General features: G+C 63.7%; 19 protein-coding genes. 2 read left to right on the plus strand and 17 right to left on the minus strand.

The features are described 5' to 3' along the window. Positions 1-8: 8 nt before the first annotated feature. Positions 9-1,997 (plus strand): TPM domain-containing protein, encoded by a 1,989-nt coding sequence (locus KR227_RS04955; protein WP_218364086.1) that lies wholly within the window; start codon positions 9-11, stop codon positions 1,995-1,997. On the opposite strand, the gene KR227_RS04960 is transcribed toward KR227_RS04955, so the two are convergent. From KR227_RS04960 to KR227_RS04970, 3 genes are read right to left on the minus strand one after another with little or no spacing between them, the layout of a single operon-like run. Further along, entirely contained in the window at positions 1,994-2,473 is a 480-nt protein-coding gene (locus tag KR227_RS04960; RefSeq protein WP_218364087.1) for a hypothetical protein, read from the minus strand. The two genes, KR227_RS04955 and KR227_RS04960, sit on opposite strands and share 4 nt — an antisense overlap. A gap of 25 nt (positions 2,474-2,498) precedes the next feature. Then, entirely contained in the window at positions 2,499-3,056 is a 558-nt protein-coding gene (locus KR227_RS04965; protein ID WP_218364089.1) for a hypothetical protein, read from the minus strand. Positions 3,057-3,068: 12 nt separating this feature from the next. Continuing rightward, positions 3,069-4,454 carry a glycine--tRNA ligase gene (locus KR227_RS04970; RefSeq protein WP_151529172.1) on the minus strand — a complete coding sequence of 462 codons (1,386 nt, stop codon included), beginning with the start codon at positions 4,452-4,454 and terminating at the stop codon, positions 3,069-3,071. Between the two features lie 266 nt (positions 4,455-4,720). Here KR227_RS04970 and KR227_RS04975 point away from each other — a divergent pair, with 266 nt between their 5' ends. Next, on the plus strand, positions 4,721-5,155 hold the full coding sequence (locus tag KR227_RS04975) for a Fur family transcriptional regulator (RefSeq protein WP_151549269.1): 435 nt from the start codon (positions 4,721-4,723) through the stop codon (positions 5,153-5,155). A 3-nt stretch (positions 5,156-5,158) separates the two neighbouring features. On the opposite strand, the gene KR227_RS04980 is transcribed toward KR227_RS04975, so the two are convergent. The 14 genes from KR227_RS04980 to KR227_RS05045 form a co-directional block, all read right to left on the minus strand. After that, complete coding sequence (locus tag KR227_RS04980; RefSeq protein ID WP_218364091.1) at positions 5,159-6,301, minus strand: HNH endonuclease signature motif containing protein; 1,143 nt, start codon at positions 6,299-6,301, stop codon at positions 5,159-5,161. Positions 6,302-6,642: 341 nt separating this feature from the next. Further along, positions 6,643-7,785, minus strand: coding sequence for a VIT1/CCC1 transporter family protein (locus KR227_RS04985; RefSeq protein WP_218364093.1), 1,143 nt, complete (start codon positions 7,783-7,785; stop codon positions 6,643-6,645). A 160-nt stretch (positions 7,786-7,945) separates the two neighbouring features. After that, positions 7,946-8,686, minus strand: coding sequence for an isoprenyl transferase (locus KR227_RS04990; RefSeq protein ID WP_218364095.1), 741 nt, complete (start codon positions 8,684-8,686; stop codon positions 7,946-7,948). A 15-nt stretch (positions 8,687-8,701) separates the two neighbouring features. Next, complete coding sequence (gene recO / locus KR227_RS04995; RefSeq protein WP_218364096.1) at positions 8,702-9,445, minus strand: DNA repair protein RecO; 744 nt, start codon at positions 9,443-9,445, stop codon at positions 8,702-8,704. A 15-nt stretch (positions 9,446-9,460) separates the two neighbouring features. Next, complete coding sequence (gene era / locus KR227_RS05000) at positions 9,461-10,375, minus strand: GTPase Era (RefSeq protein WP_151549274.1); 915 nt, start codon at positions 10,373-10,375, stop codon at positions 9,461-9,463. Between the two features lie 18 nt (positions 10,376-10,393). Next, the gene (locus KR227_RS05005; protein WP_151529166.1) at positions 10,394-11,722 is read right to left on the minus strand and encodes a hemolysin family protein; all 1,329 of its coding nucleotides are present in this window, start codon (positions 11,720-11,722) and stop codon (positions 10,394-10,396) included. 3 nt (positions 11,723-11,725) lie between these two features. Beyond that, on the minus strand, positions 11,726-12,328 hold the full coding sequence (gene ybeY, locus KR227_RS05010; RefSeq protein ID WP_218364097.1) for an rRNA maturation RNase YbeY: 603 nt from the start codon (positions 12,326-12,328) through the stop codon (positions 11,726-11,728). Then, positions 12,325-13,320 (minus strand): PhoH family protein, encoded by a 996-nt coding sequence (locus KR227_RS05015; protein WP_218364098.1) that lies wholly within the window; start codon positions 13,318-13,320, stop codon positions 12,325-12,327. The genes ybeY and KR227_RS05015 overlap by 4 nt, the downstream gene beginning before the upstream one ends. 40 nt (positions 13,321-13,360) lie before the next feature. Continuing rightward, positions 13,361-14,122 (minus strand): 16S rRNA (uracil(1498)-N(3))-methyltransferase, encoded by a 762-nt coding sequence (locus KR227_RS05020; protein ID WP_218364099.1) that lies wholly within the window; start codon positions 14,120-14,122, stop codon positions 13,361-13,363. A 5-nt stretch (positions 14,123-14,127) separates the two neighbouring features. Next, complete coding sequence (dnaJ, locus tag KR227_RS05025) at positions 14,128-15,264, minus strand: molecular chaperone DnaJ (protein ID WP_218364100.1); 1,137 nt, start codon at positions 15,262-15,264, stop codon at positions 14,128-14,130. A gap of 93 nt (positions 15,265-15,357) precedes the next feature. After that, entirely contained in the window at positions 15,358-16,395 is a 1,038-nt protein-coding gene (hrcA, locus tag KR227_RS05030) for a heat-inducible transcriptional repressor HrcA (RefSeq protein WP_218364101.1), read from the minus strand. A 28-nt stretch (positions 16,396-16,423) separates the two neighbouring features. After that, complete coding sequence (hemW, locus tag KR227_RS05035) at positions 16,424-17,563, minus strand: radical SAM family heme chaperone HemW (RefSeq protein ID WP_218364102.1); 1,140 nt, start codon at positions 17,561-17,563, stop codon at positions 16,424-16,426. Positions 17,564-17,571: 8 nt separating this feature from the next. Continuing rightward, positions 17,572-18,252 (minus strand): hypothetical protein, encoded by a 681-nt coding sequence (locus KR227_RS05040; RefSeq protein ID WP_151529159.1) that lies wholly within the window; start codon positions 18,250-18,252, stop codon positions 17,572-17,574. A gap of 133 nt (positions 18,253-18,385) precedes the next feature. Next, positions 18,386-20,224 carry a long-chain fatty acid--CoA ligase gene (locus tag KR227_RS05045; RefSeq protein WP_218364103.1) on the minus strand — a complete coding sequence of 613 codons (1,839 nt, stop codon included), beginning with the start codon at positions 20,222-20,224 and terminating at the stop codon, positions 18,386-18,388. Between the last annotated feature and the right edge of the window lie 109 nt (positions 20,225-20,333).

Consider the following 20,333-nt stretch of genomic DNA (forward strand, 5'->3'; position numbering starts at 1 on the left):
TGGCACGTATGAGCACGCGCATAGTTGGTCCCCTGTCCGCCACCATGATTGCTGCCGGCGCTATCGGCCTGCTTGCCGCTGGTCCCAGCGCCCATGCGGAAGCACCGCCAGTGACCATGGTGTCCTCCGCGGATTATCAACAGTTGAGAGACAATTATGTGGGTGATTTTGCGGGGGTGTTCTCCTCCGCGGAGGCTACGGCGATTAGCGACTCACTACGCCAGGGCTTTCAGGATCATGGGCGGCTGCTTTATCTGATTTTCGAGTCTGATTATCAAGGCACCGGCACCGAGCGGGCCGAGCAGTGGTTCCAGCAGATGTCCGGCGATAACGTGGCGATCATCTCGGTGGATGTGTCCTCGCGCGCCTATGGCTACCACGCTGGTTCCGAGTGGTCGGAGTCGGAGCTCAAAGACATTGTTAATGCCGGCCTGCCCGCCCTGGGAGACAGTAACTGGGCTGCGGGGGCGCAGACAATGGCTGATACTTATGCCTCCTCCGGTTCTTTGAGCGGCGAGGAGATTGGCTGGCTCGGCGGCGGTGCCGTTGCCGTGGTGGGCGCCGGCGGCGGGCTGTGGTACGCCTCGAAGCGGCGGCGTAAGCAGGAGCAACGCCAGCAGATCGAACAGGCTCGGCAGTTCCGCTCCGATGATGTGGATAGCTTCCGTAGCCTCGATACCGAGGTGCTGGCCGAGCTGGCGGAGGAAGAGCTGGTCTCGACCGATGAGTCCATTCGCCGCGCCCACGAGGAGCTGCGTCTGGCGAAGGCCGAGTTCGGTGAGATCCGCACCCGCCAATTCACCCAAGCTCTCGAGTCCTCGCAGCGCACCCTGCACGAGGCTTTTGCCATCAAGAGCGCCCTCGATGCGGGGAATTTCCGCGGCGAGCGGCGCGATGGGCTGGTGCGGATCGTGACCTCCTGCGCGAGCGCCGATGATATTCTCGACGCCCGCTCCGAGGACTTCGCGCGGATGCGCAATGTCTTGCTCAACGCCCCAGAGAATCTGGATCGGCTCACCCAGCGCATCGTGGATTTGCGCACTCGGCTGCCGCGCGCCGAGGAGCAGCTGGAGCAGCTGCGTTCCCGCTATAGCGCCAGCACCTTGGGGTCGATCACCGACAATGTGGAGATGGCGGAGAAGCACCTCTCCGAAGCCGAGTCCACCCTCGATACCGCCCGCGACCGCGCCCAGCTGCCGGCGGGCGAGCAGTCCGATGTGGTGGATTTGATCACCGGCACCGAAAAGCTCGTGGACCAGGCCGATCAGCTGCTGGCTGGCGTGGAGCACGCCGAGACGAATATCGCCGGCGCGCGTGCCGCCCTGCCGGGGCTGATCGAGGAGGTCCGTGCAGAGCTGCGCGAGACCGAGGATCTCATGCGGCGCAGCCGCAGCACCGGCGTGCGGGTAGATGAGCAGCGTGTCAGCTCAGTCACCCAGCAGGCCGAACAGGCGGTAGCCCAGGCACAGGAGCAGGGCGAGGCCGATCCCTTGGCCAGCCACGCCACCCTCACCGAGGCCGATGGCGAGCTCGACCTGCTGCTCGAGACCCTGCGCACCACCTCGCGCGTCGGTGAGGAACTGCTGCGGCGTCTCGACAGCACCTTAGCGTCTGCGGATCGTCTCATTCAGTCCACCGAGGATCTGGTGGCCACCCGTGGCCGAGTCATTGGGGCGCGGCCACGCACCCTGCTGGCCGAGGCCATCCAGCTGCGCTCGCGGGCGCAGCAGCTGCGCGGCACGAATCTGCGGGGCGCGGCCGATACCGCTGTGGAGGCGCATCGCGCCGCTGATCGCGCCTATCGCGCGGCAGAAGACGAGATTTCCAAGTACAACGATCGGCACCGCTCCTCGGGCAGCACCTCGGGTGCCTTTGTGGCTGGCATGGTGATCAACAGCCTGCTCAGTGGCGGCGGTGGCGGCGGCTTCAGCGGCGGCGGTGGTTCCTTCGGCGGCGGGGGCGGCGGAGGCTCCTTCGGTGGTGGCGGCCGTTTCTAGTAGCGCGGCCGCCTGATCGGCGAATCCACCACCACGCAGGCCCATGTCAGCACGACGGCGTCGATAAGCGGAATCTCTGCATGGGCCGGGCCGTTTTCTATCTCGACGCGGCCGGACACCCGCGGCCGGGTGAAGGCCGCAATGGCGCCATCGGCGGTGGTGATGGCGCGTTCTTTGCGCCAGACCGAGCAGCGATCCAGCTTGTAGCGCCGGTCGCCGCATTCGGCCTCGAGAGAGGTAATGGTAAAGCCTGATTGGCGCACGCACATCATCTCCCCGTCCGCGGCGGTGGCGCGGAAGCTGAAGGAGGTGGTGCCGGGGGTGTATTCCACGAGGAGGCGCTGGCCGTCCACGTAGATCACATCGGAGCGCACGTGGGCGATGAGGAGATCATCGCGGTCGAGCAGCTCGTTTTCATCCCATACCCACACCCACGGCGATTGCCCGGGGGTGGTGGAGACTCGCTGCTCAACCATGATCGTGCGCCCTTTCTATCGGTGCTTAAAGCAGGAACACGGCCAGCGCCAAGATGGTGAGCAACACCAAGGTGGCGATGATGATGGTGGAACGCGACTCGAGACGGTTCTCCAATGCGATGCGCGCCAGCCAGGCGAGGAACACGGCTTCCTCCTGGCTGAGCAGATCATCGGAGGGAAGATCGCTCAGATCCAGCTCGACGTCGCGAACTCCCGAGTTGAAGCCAGTGAATTGGCCCAGCTTGGTGCCGTCGTGATCTTCCACCACCCAGTTATTGGAGGATTCATTGACCACACGCATGGCCCGGCCATTGGCGTCCACGGTGAATGCCTTGGCCTTGGTGAACTTGGTGCCAGCCTCTTCGGGCTTCGCGCTGTAGACGCGGCCGTCCGGGGTGGTGGCAGAGGCGCCGTCATCGGGGGCCACATGGAGGCGCCACGGCTCGCTGCCGCCCACGCTCATGCGACCGGATACGCCCTCTTGGGTAATCACGTCCACGGCCACCACATCCGCGCCTTGACGCAGCTTCATGACGGTGCCGGACTCGCCCTTTTCACGGCGCGACCATTGCAGATTCTCCATGTGCCCTACTCCTTAGCAGCCAATGAGGCGCTGGGCCAGATAGCCCTGCAGCTGGTCGATGGAGACGCGCTCCTGCTCCATGGTGTCGCGCTCACGCACGGTAACTGCGTTGTCCTCGAGCGTGTCGAAGTCCACGGTGACGCAGAAGGGGGTGCCGATCTCGTCGTGACGACGGTAGCGGCGGCCAATGGCACCGGAGACGTCATAGTCGATGGTCCAGTACTTACGCAGCTCATCCGCCACCTTTTCGGCGGTCGGGGTGAGCGTTTCCTTCTTGGACAGGGGCAGCACAGCCACCTTGATCGGAGACAGGCGCGGATCGAGCTTCAGCACGGTGCGCTTATCGACGCCACCCTTGGCATTCGGGGCCTCGTCCTCGGTGTAGGCATCACAGAGGAAGGCCATGAGGGCGCGGGTGAGGCCGAAGGAGGGCTCGATCACGTAGGGCACATAGCGATCGCCGCTCGCCTGGTCGAAGTAGGACAGGTCCTCGCCGGAGGCGGTGATGTGGCTGGAGAGATCGAAATCGGTGCGGTTGGCCACGCCCATGAGTTCGCCCCAGGGGTTGCCGCTGAAGTCAAATTTGTACTCGAAATCGATGGTGCGATCGGAGTAGTGGGCGCGCTCGTCCTGCGGCACATCGAATTGGCGGATGTTCTCGGGGTTGATGCCCAGATCGATAAACCAGTTCCAGCAGGCATCGACCCACTCGTCGAACTTCTCCGGTGCTTCTTCCGGCTTGACGAAGTACTCGATCTCCATCTGCTCAAACTCGCGGGTACGGAAGATGAAGTTGCCTGGGGTGATCTCGTTACGGAAGGCCTTACCCACCTGGCCGATACCGAAGGGCGGCTTGAGGCGGGCGGTCGTCATCACGTTTTTGAAGTTGATGAAGATACCCTGGGCGGTTTCGGGGCGCATGTAGTGCAGGCCCTGCTCGTTATCGACGGGGCCGAGGTAGGTCTTCATCAGGCCCGAGAAGAGCTGCGGTTCGGTCCACTTGCCGTCCTGGCCGGTCTCGGGATCCTTGACATCGGCGAGGCCATTCGCCGGCGGGTGGCCGTGCTTCGCCTCATAGGCCTCGAGCAAGTGGTCGGCGCGGTAGCGCTTGTGCGTGTGCAGGGACTCCACCAGCGGGTCGGTGAAGGTCTCGACGTGGCCGGAGGCCTCCCACACCTGGCGCGGCAGGATGATCGAGGAGTCCAGGCCCACCACATCGGCGCGGCCCTGAACGAAGGTGCGCCACCACTGCTTCTTGATGTTTTCCTTCAGTTCCACACCCAGCGGGCCGTAGTCCCAGGCCGAGCGGGTGCCGCCGTAGATCTCACCGCATGGATACACCAGACCTCGGCGTTTGCAGAGATTGACCACGGAATCGACAACAGATTGCTGTGCCACAGGAAGCTCCTCTTTTAGCGTCTACACATGTAAGTCTCAACCATACTATCGCTAGGGGCCACAGCCGCTGTCATCTCCTCGCCCGAGAGACGTCCCTTCCCTGATGTAACCGTTTTCATTTCAATTTCGATAAACCTTAAAGGAAACAGATGACAATACTGTGTCGGCCCCATCGTGGGGCTTACACTAATGCCTGATGATCCCCGTCTCGGCGATAACAGCCCCGCCGAGTGATTGTTCCCCTGTAACTCGAAGGAGTCAGTTCGATGGCTACCCGTAACGACCCGACCATCCCCAAACTTGGCGTGCGTAGCACGAGGCAGCGTGCAGCCGTGGTGAATGTTCTCCGCGACCTGGACGCTTTCGCTTCTGCGAAAACGATCCACGAGGAGCTCACCCGCCGTAATTACCGAGTGGGCCTGACCACCGTCTACCGCACCCTGCAGTCCTTGGCTGATATTGAGGCCGTGGACGTGCTGAACATGGCTTCCGGGGAGACGCGCTACCGCCATTGCGACACGGAAGGCCATCACCACCACCTGGTCTGCACCGACTGCGGCAAGACCGAGGAAATCGAGGGTGGCCCCGTGGAGGAATGGGCCCAGCAGGCCGCCCAGGCTCATGGTTTCAAGCTCACTGCCCATACCGCCGAGGTCTTCGGCTTCTGCGCAGAGTGCGCCCCGCGCCACTCCGCCCCTTAAGCACTAGAACGGGGCGGGCTCGTCCGCCTCGGGGTGCACCTCGCTGCCGTAGATCGCCTCATTCTTCTCGAGCCGCACCTGGTGCTTGTGGCGCATCCGCTCCTCCAGCGTCAGTCGGCGCATATCCTTGATCACACCCTCCGGCACGGAGGTAGCGTCCTCCCCGTCCTTAGAGCGCCAGATAGTGTTGCCCTGCGGATCCATCTCGACGGTGTACTCCCCAAGCGTCTTGAGCCGGTGATGCTTGGTGCACAGTGGATGCAGATTCCACGTCGCCGTCGGGCCACCTCGGTTATATTCCTGGAGGTGGTCCATCTGGCATTTCGATGCCGCCGTGGTACACCCAGGGAAGTTGCAGCAGCCATAGCGGGCGATCACCTCGTGCCGCTGCGACTCCGTGGGCTGATAGGAACCCACCTCCGAATCAGAGAGCAACTGGAGCGCGGTCACCTGCTTGAGCAGCTCGTCTGTGGCGTACTCCGATAGCCACCCCTGCTCAGGAGTCCACGCCTGCTTCTCATACCAGTTGGCGTAGACATGAAAGACCACCTTGGTGTTGGTGTTCTGCGTCATCAGCTCCACGAGCGCATCCGTCTGCGAGATCCCCCGCTGCGCGGCCACTTGGGCGATCGTCCCCATCACTTGGTGGTAGCGATGATTCTTCAGCTCGATGTCGATATAGCCGGTCTCGCCTTCGGGATTGTCCCAAAAGCTCACTGATTCCTGCGTTGTTCGGCGCGGATCTTTCTCCCCACTGGAATCCACCCCGAGCGGATCCACCCGCACCAGGATGTCGTTGATGCGCCGGCGCAACCAGTAGCGCCCTTTGAGCTGCTGATTATTGCGCCGCGGCAGTACCTCGAGCAGGAAATTCAGCTCAAAGTCCACTCTTTTCTCCGGCGCAATCCCCACCAATGCCGAGGCGAGAGCAAGCAGGTGCGAGTCATTGAAAATCGGCCTCAGGCGCAACACCGCCGCGAGCAGCGGGAAGTCCCGGAAAAGCTGGGAGAGCTCCAGGAGCGTCACCACAAAATTCTCGGTACACCCTAAAGGTCCAGCGAAGCGCGCCGCGGTATATTCCACCGCATCGCCCTCCCCTGCCTTCTCCGCGAGATAATCGATCAGCTCGATGCGACGACGATTCACCTCGAGGGCGCTATACGGTAGTGTCGCCAGCTCGTGACTATAGCGACAGTCTGTATTGTTAATGCGTTCGAACACTGCACCCCATAGCGGATGGGAGCTGTAGATAGTACGGATCTCTGCGGGTAATTGATCTTCTTTTAGCTGCGCAAACATTATTCCCCCTGCACGCTATTTCTATCCTAAACTTTTCCCCTTAGAACTATGTTCTCGCATAGATGTTCGATAGTCAATAGCTGCGCACGAGTTTTTTTTAGGCAGGGCAGCGTCGTCGCTGCGCCCAGCCAGCAGCTCAGCCAGCAGCCCAGCCAGCAGCTCAGCCAGCAGCCCAGCCAGCAGCCCAGCTAGGAGATGCTGGTACCGAAGAGCGTGCCCAATAGCCAGGTCACGCCTGCCGCTCCGAGACCAATGGCCAGCTGCCGCAGCGCCCGCTTGGCCGGCGGCCCGCCGGAAAGTACGCCCACGATGCCACCGGTGAGCAGCAGGGCGATACCAACGAGCACGGTGCTGATCACCGCAGCCGTGGTGGTGGAGAGGGCAAAGAGGAAGGGCAGGATGGGGATGAGGGCGCCGCCGGCAAAGAACGCGAAGCTCGACAGCGCCGCGGTTATCCCTGTACCCACGGAGCTGGTATCGGAGGACGCATCGCTCAATTCGCCCGGGGTCTGAACATCATGTGCGGTGCGGATGCGCTGCAGCACGGCCCGAGCTTTGTCCTCGGCCTCCTGCTGATCGATTCCGCGGGCACGATAGACCAAGGCGAGCTCATTGGCGTCGAAGTCGAGCTGCGGGAGCGCACGGCGCACCTCGGGGTCGGGGGTGGATGCCTCGAGGAGCTCTTTTTGGGACTGCACCGAGACGTACTCCCCCGCCGCCATCGAGAGGGCGCCGGCCAAAAGACCAGATACGCCGGTGAGCAGAATGACGTTCTGCGACACCCCGGAGCCCGCGATGCCGAGCACGAGCGCGAGGTTAGAGACGAGACCATCGTTGAGCCCAAAGACCCCGGCGCGGAAGCCGCCGGACATGCGTTCCCGGGAGCGCGCCGCGAGGCCGCGAACGACCTCGGCGTGGATGCGCTCATCGGCCTGCATTTGGCCGGTCGCGTCTTGGTCCTCCTCATAGGGGCTACGCGACTCCGCGTTTTGCATGAGCGCCAAGGTGAAGACTGATCCGAAGTGGCGCGCCATAAAGGCCATAAACCGCGTGGAGAAATCCGGCCGCAGGGGCATGCCCACTTCATCGCCGAGGAGGGTGTGCCAGTGCTGTTCGTGCCGCGACTCCGCTTGGGCGATGCGCAGCAGGATCTCGCGCTCCTCCCCCGTCTTGCCGCGGGCGAGCTCGCGGTACACGGCCGCCTCGGCGCGTTCATTGGCGAGGTATTGGCGCCAGCGCTTTACTTGCTTGGGGCTGGCAGTACTGAGCAGCCGCGCAGCCTTCTTCCCTCCCGCCTCATGGCTTCCTGCGGACGTCGCTTTGTCTGACATTTCTCTCCCAGCTCATGCGTGCGCCACGTCGCGCGCGTTATGTTCACGTGCCGCGGCTCATGACGACGATACGTGGCCGATTACCACGTGATCGCCGGTATCTTAACCCCTCGTGGCGGCGCTGCCAACCGGGGTTGATCATGGGATATGGGTGAAATTTTTATTTCACTCCACCGAATCGGCGATCGCGGCGGGCATATTCCTCCACTGCGGCGAAAAGGTCCTGGGGAGTGAAATCGGGGAAGAGTTTGTCTTGGTAGACCATCTCGGCATACGCGGATTGCCAGAGCAAAAAGTTTGAGGTGCGCTTCTCCCCCGAGGGCCGCAAGAAGAGGTCCACATCGGGCATATCGGGCTCGTCGAGGAACTCGGAGAAGCGCTCCTCGGTGATAGCCCCAGGCGAGAGCGTCCCGGCGCGGGCTTGGCGGGCGATCTCGCGGGCGGCGTCGACGATCTCGGCTCGGCCGCCGTAGTTCACGCACATAGCCAGGGTCATGCGGGTGTTGGACGCGGTGAGCTGCTCGGCTTCTTCTAGCTCGCGGATGACGCTGCGCCATAGCCGCGGCCGGCGGCCTGCCCACCGCACTCGCACGCCTTTCTCGTTGAGTACGTCGCGCTGCCGCCGCAGCACATCGCGGTTGAAGCCCATGAGGAAGCGCACCTCGTCCGTGCTGCGCCGCCAGTTCTCGGTGGAGAAGGCGTAGGCGGAGAGATACTCCACGCCCAATGCGAGGCAGGCATCCACCACATCCATGAGCACGGCTTCGCCGCGTTTGTGGCCTTCGGTGCGCTTGAGGCCGCGTTCCTTAGCCCAGCGCCCATTTCCGTCCATGACCAGCGCAATATGGCGCGGAATAAACTCGGCGGGAATGTTCGGCGGGGTAAGTTCAGATGAATTCACTCCCTCATTGTGCCATTAATCCGCCCGCAGGCTGAGCACACCCCGCTCGAGATGGTATTGCACGTGATCGGTGATCAGGCGGTGCGCTGTATCCACCAGCGCCGCCCATTGCACCGGATCGGCCTGCTGGGCGCGGGCCATGGCATCGTAGCGGCCGTGCGCCATCCACCACATGAGCCGAAGCGCCTCAGTGGGCACGGTGGCGGCACCGGGTGGACGGCATTCGGCGCATACGGCCCCGCCGGAACCGGGGTCGAAGCCGCGGTGGGGCCCCGGTTTATCGCAGTGAGCGCAGTTGAACATTTCGGGCAACCAGCCGGCGCTGCCCATCGCCTGCAAGAGGAAAATATCGAGGCTGAGCAGCGGAGTGTCATCGTGGCGCAGGGAGTCGAGGGCGGCGGCGGCGAGATCGAAGAGAGCCGCATCGGGCAGATCCGCCAGGGAGAGCTTTTCGGCGGTTTCGAGCACCGCGCAGGCCGCGCTATAGCGCTGGTAGTCCTCGATGATGCCGGATGCGTAGTAGTTCACCGTGTCTGCGCCGGTGATGAGCGCCAGGTTTTTGCCTGGGTAGCACTCGACGTCGAGAAGCACGAAGCGCTGGATCCGTGAGCCGAAACGCGAGCGGGCGCGGCGTACTCCTTTGGCCACGGCGCGCACCAGACCGTGTGCGCGCGTGAGCAGTACGACGATGCGATCGGCCTCGCCGAAATCATAGGTGCGCACCACGAGGGCGCGGTCGCGGAAGCTGCCGCGTCGCACGCGCGAGGACCTCCCTTAAAACCCGAGTCGTCCCAAGGATTTGGGATCCTGCTGCCAGTCTTTGAGCACCTTAATACGCAGGTCGAGATAGATATTATGGCCCAGCAGCTGCATGATCTCTTGGCGGGCGTTGTGCACGATGCGCCCATAGCGGCGATCGGCCTTGCCCATGAGGATCTTCTTCTGCCCGGGCCGCTCCACATAGATCACGGCGTGCACGTTTTTCACCCCGGGGCGCTCGGGATCGTCCAGCACCTCGTCGATCTCCACGGCCACCGAGTGCGGCAATTCCTCTTTGAGCCCGCTGAGGGCGGCCTCGCGGATGAGCTCGGCCATGCGCTTCTCGGTGGAGTCGTCGGTGATGTGATCGTCGGGATAGAACTTCGGCCCCTCGGGCAGCAGCCCCACAATCACGTCCATGAGCACATCGAGCTGCTCGCCCGACATGGACGAGACCGGAACGAGTTCCGCCTCAGGCCCGAGCAGCTCATGGGCCTGCAGCAGCCGCTCGGCGATGGTATCGCGGCTGACCTTATCCACCTTGGTGATCACGCCCAGCAGGGTGGTGTGCGGCGCTACCTTGCGCACGTTCTCCACGATCCACCGATCGCCGGGCCCGATCTTCTCATCGGCGGGAATGGTGATGCCGATGACATCCACATCGGCGTAGGTCTCGGCCACCATCTCATTGAGGCGCTCACCCAGCAGGGTGCGCGGGCGGTGCAGCCCTGGGGTATCCACGATGACTACCTGCGCGTCCTCGCGGTGCACGAGCCCGCGAATGGTGTGCCGCGTGGTTTCCGGCTGATCGGCGGTAATGGCCACTTTCTCGCCCACCAGGGCGTTCATCAGCGTGGACTTGCCGGTATTGGGCCTTCCCACGAAACTCACAAAGCCAGAGCGGAAACCTTCAGGTGTATCGGTGAACATGCGCTTAAGCATACGCGATCAGCGTTGCGGCTCTTCGTCCTGCTCCGCTGGCTTATCGACGCTGACCACCACGGTGACAATACGCATCCGGCCCTTGCGATCCGTGCCGCCTTCCGCGGTCAGGGTGAGCCCGTGGGTGTGGGTGCTGGAGCCGGGCAGGGGCACGCGCCCCAGGCCGAAGGCCATGAGCCCGCCCACGGTGTCCACGTCGAGGTCATCGTCGAACTCGAGATCCTGCTCGAGTTCCTCGGCCACAAACTCCTCGAGCTCGTCGAGGGAGAGCTTGGCGTGCACGCGGTAGCACCGCTCGGAGATCTTCTCGATGGGGGCGATCTCATCGGAGTCGTACTCGTCGGCGATCTCGCCCACGATCTCCTCCAAGATGTCCTCGATGGAGATCAACCCGGCGATGCCGCCGTATTCGTCCACCAACATCGCGATGTGGAAGCGCTGCAGCTGCATCTCCTGCAGCAGCTCGTCGAGGGACTTGGAATCGGGCACGAAGCTGGGCTCGCGCATCAGGTCGGTGACGGCGACGCTGCGGCCGCCATCGGTGGAATAGTAGGTCTGCTGCACGAGGTCCTTGAGATAGACCACGCCCACGATATCGTCCACGTTTTCCCCGATCACGGGGATGCGGGAGTAGCCGGAACGCACGCATAGCGAGGTGGCCTGGCCGGCATTTTTGTCCTGCTCGATCCATACCATCTCGGGCCGCGGCACCATCACTTGGCGGGCCGTGGTGGAGGTGAGGTCGAAGACGGACTGGATCATCTTGCGCTCGGAGTTTTCCACGATGCCGTTTTCGAGGGCCATGTCCACCATCTCGCGCACCTCCACCTCGGAGGCGAAGGGGCCATCGCGGAAACCATCACCGGGGGTGAGCTTATTGCCCACCCAAATGAGAATGCGGCTGATCGGGCCCAGCACATAGCCGATGGCGGAGAGCACCACGGCGGAACGCAAAGAGACCGTGTAGGGGTTCTTGCGCCCCACGGTGCGGGAGAACACGCCCACCACGAGATAGTTGATGAGGCTGAAGCCGAGCACCGCGATCAGCAGCGCCCAGGCCTTGCCATCGATCAGATCCACGGTAAACAGGGCGATGAGTACCGCGGCGATGGCGTCGAGAAGCGTGCGCAGCAACACCAGAAGATTGATGTTGTCGGCGCGGCGCTGCAACACTTTGAGGAGGGTTTTGGAACCCTCCTTCTCGCTTTTGACCATCTCTTCCACGCGGGCGGGAGAGATGGAATTGACGGCGGATTCGATGGTGCCGAAAGCCGCGGAGGCGATGGTGGCGACCACCGCCCCGAGGACGAAGATGAGCAATAAGGTGGGTTCCATAAGTTAGGGGCGGGGCTCCGCGATCGGCGGAATGTGTCCTTCTGTATCGGTCAGGGTCTCATCCAACTCGGCGCGATCGGCCGCGCTGGGAAAAGCAGATGCCCCCGAGGGCTTGGCGGGAAACTCGAGCTCGCGCTCGTGGATGTCATCGTACCAGTCGGCCAAAAGCTCGTTTTGCAGCGCGAACATCTCCCGCTCCTGCTCGGGCTCGAGGTGATCGAAGCCCATCAGGTGCAGGCAGCCGTGCACAGTGAGCAGCGCCAATTCGTGGGAAAGATTGTGGCCAGCCTTGGTGGCTTGGCGCTCCGCGAACTCGGGGCAGAGCACGATATCGCCCAGCATGGCCGGGCCGGGATCGGCGGCGTCGGGGCGTCCACCGGAGCCGGGGGTGAGCTCGTCCACGGGGAAGCTCATCACATCGGTGGGGCCTTCGAGATCCAGCCAGCGCACATGCAAATCGGCGATGGTGTCGAGGTCCACGATGTGGATGGATAGCTCTGCGGCTGGGTTGATGTCCATGCGTCGCAAAGCGAAACCGGCGACGTCGATGAGTGCTTCCTCGTTGACGCCCGGGTATCCGGACTCATTAAAAATCTCGATGCTCACTGCTGGGCCTTCCGCTTGAGCTGGCGTTCATCATAATCGTCATAGGCGTCCACGATGGCGCCCACGAGCTGGTGGCGCACCACGTCCTCGGCGCCGAGATCGGCGAAGTAGATATCCTCTACCCCGGAGAGGATCTCGCGGACAATGCGCAACCCGGACTTCTGCCCACCGGGCAGATCCACCTGCGTGATATCGCCGGTGACCACCATCGTGGAGCCGAAGCCGAGGCGGGTAAGAAACATCTTCATCTGCGCCGGCGTGGTGTTCTGGGCCTCGTCGAGGATCACGAATGCATCATTGAGGGTGCGGCCGCGCATATAGGCCAAGGGTGCCACCTCGATCACACCGGCCTCCATGAGCTTGGTGATGGCCTCGGGATCCATCATGTCGCGCAGCGCATCATAGAGCGGCCGCAGATAGGGGTCGATCTTGTCATTTAAGGTGCCGGGCAAAAAGCCCAGCTTCTCCCCTGCCTCCACGGCGGGACGGGTAAGAATGATGCGCGAGACAGCCTTGGACTGCAGGGCCTGCACGGCCTTGGCCATGGCCAAATAGGTTTTACCGGAGCCGGCTGGGCCGATACCGAAGACCACGGTGTGCTGGTCGATGGCATCCACATAGTCCTGCTGGCCACGAGTCTTGGGGCGAATCACCTTGCCCCGGCGGGCCACGATCTCCTGGGCCAAGCGGCGATTGACGCCCTCGGGGGCCTCGACGCTGACCATGGTGATGGTGTGCTTGACCGCGTCGCGGGTGATCACATGACCCCGCCGCGCCATGGCCTGCAGCTCGTTCAGCACGCGGCGCGCCCGGGCCACCACGGGGGCGGGCCCGGTGAGGGTGACCTCGTTGCCGCGCACGAAGAAATCGCAGGCCAGCTGGTTGTCGAGGACCTTAATGTTCTCGTCATTGATCCCGCAGACCGCCTGGGCCAGCTGCGGCTCGATGCTATAGCTCAACGATGCGGTTTCGGTGCGCTCGTAGATTCCCACGTGCTCTCTTTCTTGTCCTTTCCGGAGTGTCCACTGCAGCTTAACGTAGATGCCAGCGCGGAGTGCGCGAACCAATCGCGGCCAACGCCACCAGCCCGGCGCTGGCGGTGCGCAGCACCTCGGGGCCGAGCAGCACCGGCTGGGCGCCCGCCGCGCGAAAGGCCGCCAGCTCCTCCTCACTGATCCCGCCCTCGGGGCCGACGATGAGCATGATCTCTGGGGCATCAACACAGGCGGTGCCCAGCGACTCGGTGGCCTCCTCGTGCAGCACATAGGCCAGCCCGCCGGCGGCGGTGAGGGCCTCGATGCGCTGCACAATCTCGGCGGTCTGGTGCAGCTGCTCCACCTCGGGCACGACGGGGCGGCGGGACTGCTTGGCGGCCGCCACGGCGGTGCTCACCCATTTGCCGTGCAACTTGGCCCGCTTTTGCGCCGGCCACTTGGCGATACACCTGCTGGCCTGCCAGGGAATAAGGGCATCGACCCCTCCCTGGGTGGCCAGATCCACGGCGAGCTCGGCCCGCTCGGATTTGGGCAGCGCCTGGACGATACTCACCCGCGGCCGCGGCGCGGCCACCTCCTCCACCGCGCAGACAGTCAGCTCCACACGCTGCTTGCTGGGCGGGGCGGCGATCTCGCAGCGCAGCACGAGGCCGCGGCCATTGCTCAGCCGCAGCTGCTCGCCCACGCCGAGCCGCATCACGGTGCCGGCATGGGTGGCCTCTTGGCCGCGCAACTCCACGCGCGCGCCCACCGGCGGGGCCGCCGCGAGCTCGGGGTCCAAAAAGAGCGGAAGGGACACTGCTTTTACCTGCGGAAGCGGCTGCGGACGCGGTCGAAGAAGCCCTCGCCTTCACGGTCCTGGCTATGCACCTTGACCGACTCGGAGGACTGGGCACGCACCTTCTCCAGCAGCTCGCGGGAGGCGTCATTGAGCTCGGTGGGCACGGTGACGTCGAGGTGCGCCACCATGTCACCGGCGCCCTCGGCGCGCAGCTTCGGCATGCCGGCGCCGTGCATGCGCACGGTCTGGCCAGGCTGGGAGCCGGGCTGGATATCCACCGTCAGCTCCTCGCCGCGGAGATCGGTGACGGTGAGAGCGGCACCGAGCGCCGCATCCACCATAGGCACCTTCGCGGTGAAGTGCAGGGTATCGCCATCGCGGGTGAATACCGGGTGCGGGGTGGTGCTGACCTCCACGTAGAGATCGCCAGCTGGCCCGCCACCGTGTCCGACCTCGCCCTGGCCGGCCATGCGAATGCGCATGCCGTCGGCGATGCCCTGCGGAATAGACACCACGAGATCGCGGCGCTTGCGCACCCGTCCCTCGCCCGAGCACTCCGAGCAGGGATCCTTGATAATCTCGCCGAAGCCCTGGCAGGCCCGGCAGGGGCGGGAAGTCATCACATTGCCGAGGATGCTGCGCTGCACCTCTTGGATCTCACCGCTGCCATGACACGTCCCGCAGGTCTCGGGCGCAGCCTTGGACTCCGAACCGGTGCCCTCGCAGCAATCGCAGAGCACGGCAGTATCGACGGTGATGTCCTTCTTGACTCCGCGGAAGGCCTCCTCCAGGGAGATCTCGGTGCGCAGCAGGGCATCGTTGCCGGGCTGCACTCGCGAGCGCGGGCCACGGCCGCCCCCACCGGCGCCACCGAAGAAGGCTTCGAAGATATCGCCGAAGCCGCCACCGGAGAAGCCACCGCCATAGCCGCCCTGGGCGCGCTGCTCCATCGGGTCCCCGCCCATGTCCACGATGCGGCGTTTCTCGGGATCGAGCAGGACCTCTTGGGCCACCGAGATCTCGCGGAACTTCTCCGCTGCTTCCTCGGTATCGTTGACATCCGGGTGGTATTTGCGGGCCAGCTTGCGGTACGCCTTTTTAATCTGCGCATCGCTTGCCGACGAGTCCACGCCCAAGATTCCGTAATAGTCACGAGCCACGAGTCTTAATCTTTCCCCTAAGTAGTTGTATATTGACAGTGCTCAAACACCGATAGCTTAGTCTCCTCCCCTACAAGGAGAAACTTCGCGGAATTATTCCCCGTGATATTCGTCTGTGAGCACCCGCGACACATAGCTGGCCACGGCCTGCACCTTGGACATGGTGCCGTAATAATCCATATAGGTCGGCCCCATCACCCCCATGCCGCCCAGGCGTTCACCGGTGCCATAGCCGGTAGCCACCAGCGAGGTGTGCTTCAGCTCCGATTCCTCGTGCTCGCCGCCGATGGAGACGCGCACGGAGCCGAGATCGTGGGCATTGGAGAGCAGCTTGAGCACCACCACCTGCTCCTCCAGCGCCTCGAGCACCTCTGGGAGCCCCTGGGGAAAGTCGCCGCGGGCGCGGCTGAGATTGGAGGCGCCGGCCAGAATGAGACGATCGGAAGGCGCCTCGACGAGGGTCTCGATGAGCACGGTGGCGCAGGTGATCACGGGAATACGGATGTCGTGCGGCGCATGGGAGGCGAGATCCGCCAGCGCCACCGAGGCATCGGAGAGGGTGTGATTGCCCAAAGCCCGGTTGAGGGCGTGGCGCAGCTGCGCCACCTGTTCCGGCTCGATCACATCCTCGAGTTCCACATTGCGTTGCTCCACCCGGCCGGTATCGGTGATGAGCACGAGCAAGAGCCGCACGGGGCTGAGCAGCACCACCTCGCAGTGCTTGACCCGCGAGACCTGCAGCATCGGCATCTGCACCACCGCCGCCTGGCGGGTGAGTTGGGAGAGCAGCTGCACGGCGCGACGCAGCACATCCTCCAGATCCACCCCCTCTTCTAGGAAGGAGAGGATGGCGCGCCGTTCGGGCAGCGAGAGCGGTTTGACGTCATGAATGGAGTCCACGAAGCTGCGATAGGCCTTCTCCGTGGGCACGCGCCCCGAGGAGGCGTGGGGCTGGGTGATAAAACCCTCCGATTCCAGCACCGCCATGTCATTGCGGATGGTGGCCGAGGACACCCCGAGGTTATAGCGCTCCACCAGCGACTTCGACCCCACGGGCTCCTGCGAGCTGATGTAATCGGCAACAATCGCGCGCAGCACGCGGACGCGCCGCGCATCAGTGGCTGTGGACATGCATCTACCTCCCTCTTAACGCACCAGCCTAGTGCTCCTCCTCCGCGAGCAACAGATCGGCGATGATCCCATCGGCCAAGAGGCGACCCTGATTACTCAGTCTGAGCCGGTGCTTATCGACGCTCAGTAGCTGGCGATCAACGTAGCGGTCGATCGTCTCCGCAGCAGCCGGGTCCAGCGCGCTCCGCGCTATTCCCTCGCGCATGCGCAGGCCCAGCATAATCTGCTCGGTGTGGCGGTCGCTAGCGCTGAGCTGCTCCGTCTCCTGAATCGGCAACTCGCCGCGGCCGAGCCGCTCATAGTAGCGCCGCGGATGCTTGACGTTATAGAAGCGCTGGTCGCCGATATGCGAGTGCGCCCCCGGCCCGGCGCCCCACCAGTCGGCATCGCGCCAATAGCCGATATTGTGCCGGCACTCCCCGCCTGGGCGGGCCCAATTGGATACCTCATACCAGTCGAGTCCGGCCGCTTCGAGGCTGTGGGAGATGAGCTCAAAGCGGCGGGCCATCACATCATCGTCGGGGGCGGGCAGCTGGCCGGTGCGCACCAGCCGCCCCATTTTGGTATTCGGTTCCACGATCAGCGCATAGGCCGAAACATGGTCCACCCCGGAGCCCAGGATCGTCTCCAAGGTGAGGCGCACATCATCATCCGTTTCGCCCGGGGTGCCGTAGATCATGTCCAGGTTCACGTGCTCGAAACCGGCGGCATGCGCCTGCTCGGCCGCCGCGGCAGCGCGGCCTGGGGTGTGGGTGCGATCGAGGGTGGCCAGCACCGACTCGCTGGCGGATTGCATCCCCAAAGACACGCGAGTGAAACCGCCCGCGCGCAGCTGCTCGAAATAGCGGGCCGAGGTGGATTCCGGATTGGACTCGGTGGTGATCTCCGCATCGGGGGCGAGATCATAGTGCTGGCGGATCATGCCCAGAATGGAGACGAGTTTCTCCGCGCCGAGCAGCGAGGGCGTGCCCCCGCCAATAAAGACCGTATCCACCACGCGATGGCTGGTGGCGGCGGCCGAGAGTTCCAGCTCGATGGCGAGGGCCTGGAGATAGGACTCCGGGGAGGAGGCGCTACCGAGCTCGCCCGGGGTGTAGGTATTGAAATCGCAATATCCACAGCGCGTGGCGCAAAAGGGCACGTGAATATACACGCCAAAGGTGCTCATGGCTGCTCTCATGCACCTCGGTCGCTGGCGTGCATGCGGCGCCGCACCGAGGCCACCACGCCGTCGATCCATGCCCGCTCGGCGAGGAACTCGGGCGGGTGGGAGCCGCGGGCAGCCGCGGCATAGGAGGGGTGGGCGCGGGCGACAGTCTCCAGCCAACCCTCGGCGCAGGCGTGCACCAGCCGGCGGGTGCGGGTGAACATAGTGGCGAGGCTCACGCTCTCAAGGTCTGCGGCGGCGCAGGCAGTCTGGTCCAGCTCCCATTCAACAATCGCGGCGAGCTGCTGGGTGGCCAGTTCGGTGCGACCCTGCATGGCGTCGCTCAGCGCCGGCACCGACATCGGACTCGATAGCGCGAAAGAGGTGGAGAGCAGGTGGGCGTCGACAAGCTGCGGGCGCGCATATCGCTCCGTGCGCTTGCTGGATTCCCACACGCCCATGGACCCGGCGCGCAGCCCGCTGATGAGGGCCTGGCGGATGCCGTAGAGCTCCGAGACCACCACGCGGGCGTCGTTGATGGCTTCCACCGCGATCTCGTCGAATTCGAGGAGACATTCCTCCACGAGCTCGGCGTCCCAGTCGGTGATGGCTTCGGCAATGTGCTCGATGTATTCGGCCACTTCATCGCCGATGTTGTACATCTCTTGAGTGAGCTCTTTGAGGCGCAGCTTGGCGTCAAGTAGCTCCACGTGCTGCTCCTTTACTCGCTGGGACGGGCGGGTTGTCTTCTGCGCGTACGACTTTAAGCCAGTTCTAAGAAAAAAGGGGGATGCCTCGCCGGGTGTGGCCCGATGGAGACATCCGCCCTGGGTAGTCCTGCGGCTAGTTCGTGCGGTAGAGCACGTCGATCTCTTCCGAGAAGCGCCGCACCACCACGTTGCGCTTGACCTTCAAGGTGGGAGTGAGCTCGTTTTCCTCTTCCTTGAGGTCCCGGTCCAGGATGTAGAACTTCTTGATCGCCTCGGCGTGGGAGACCATCATATTGGCGGAGTTGATCGCGTCCTGGATTTCGGCGCGGAGCATGGGGTCGAGGGCCACATCCTTCACCGACTTGGAGAGCGGGATATTGCGCTGGGCCTTGAAGTGCTCGAAGGCCTCCGGCTCCAGGGTGATAAGCACGCCCACGAAGGGCTTGCCATCGCCCACCACCAGCGCCTGGGAGATCAACGGGTGGGAGCGCAGCTGGTCCTCCAGCGGGCCGGGCGAGATATTCTTGCCACCGGCGGTGACGATGAGATCCTTCTTGCGCCCGGTGATCTCGATGTGGCCCGATTCGTAGATCTCGCCGAGGTCGCCGGTGTTGAACCAGCCATCCTCGTCGAAGGACTCACGATTGGCCTCCTCGTTGTTCCAGTAGCCGCGGAAGAGAGTCTGCCCCTTGAACATCACCTCGCCCTCCGAGGAGAGCCGGGCGGAGACGCCACCGACGGGGCGGCCGACGGTGCCGATGATGTTGTCATCAAAGTTCACCGCAGCGGCGGCGGTGAGCTCGGTGAGGCCATAGCCCTCATAGACCGTCACACCGATGCCGCGGTAGAAGTGCAAGAGATCCCGGTCCATGGCGGCGCCACCGGAGATGCAATAGCGCACCGAGTTACCCAGCGCGGCGCGGAGCTTGGAATAGACCAGCTTGTCGTAGGTGGCGTGCCGCCACTGCAGGGTCTTGCTGGGGCCTTCCTCGGTATCGAGGGCCTTGGAGTATTCGCGGGCGGTCTTTTCCGCCTTCTCAAAGATCGCATCCTTGATCGGGCCGGCCTGCTTGGCGTTGAGCGCGGCGCCGTTGCGCACCTTCTCGAACACGCGCGGCACACCCAAGATGAGATGCGGGCGGGAGCGCTGGAACTCCACCGACAAGGTGGAGAAATCGGACCAGTGGCTCTGAGTGGCGCCCGAGATCACCACGCCCAAAGACACGGCGCGGGAGAACACGTGGGCCAACGGCAGGAAGGTGAGCACCCTATTGCCCGGGGTGGCCACCTGGCCGATGGGGTGAGTAAGCAAGGCATAGGCCTCGGCCAACCAGTTGTGGTGCGTCAGCATGCAGCCCTTGGGGCGGCCGGTGGTGCCGGAGGTATAGACCAAGGAGGCGAGATCCTCGGAGCGGGTCTCGGCGATGCGCTTCTCCACCTCGACGTCGTCTACCTCGCGGCCTTCAAACATGATGGTGTCCACGGCGGAGGCATTAATTTCTAGGATGCGGCGCAGCTTCGAGGCCGAGCCGGACAGCCGCGGCACACCATTCTCATCCACCAGCAGGTTACGCATGAGCGCAGTGTGTTCTTGGGATTCGGTAAAGGCGAAGACCGCGCCGGAATCCTCAATAATCCACTGCACTTGGCTGAGCGAGGAGGAGCCATAAATCGGCACCGACACCGCCCCGGCCGCCCAAATAGCGAAATCGATGAGCGTCCACTCATAGCGGGTCTCGCAGAGCAGGGCCACGCGATCGCCCTTCTGCACTCCATTGGCAATTAAGCCCTTGGCCACCGCATAGACTTCCTCCGCAAATTCCTGGCCGGTGACATTAACCCATTCGAAGTTCTGCGGCCGGGTAAACATAATGCCGTAAGGGCGGGAGCGGGCGGTCTCCAGCATGGCGGTCAGGCATGTGTCATGCTCGCCGATGCTGTACTTCGCGGGGGTGGAGTACTCATTCACCATGCTTATTGTGGACCTTTCTTTCAACCGGGCGGCAACGCCGTTGCCTATTTTGAAGAAACCTTCATGTTGTAAGCTACCCGCCCCCACTGGCCGAGCGCACATAGCTCGC

This window comes from Corynebacterium sp. TAE3-ERU30 (genome assembly GCF_019209925.1).
GTDB lineage: Bacteria > Actinomycetota > Actinomycetes > Mycobacteriales > Mycobacteriaceae > Corynebacterium > Corynebacterium megadyptis.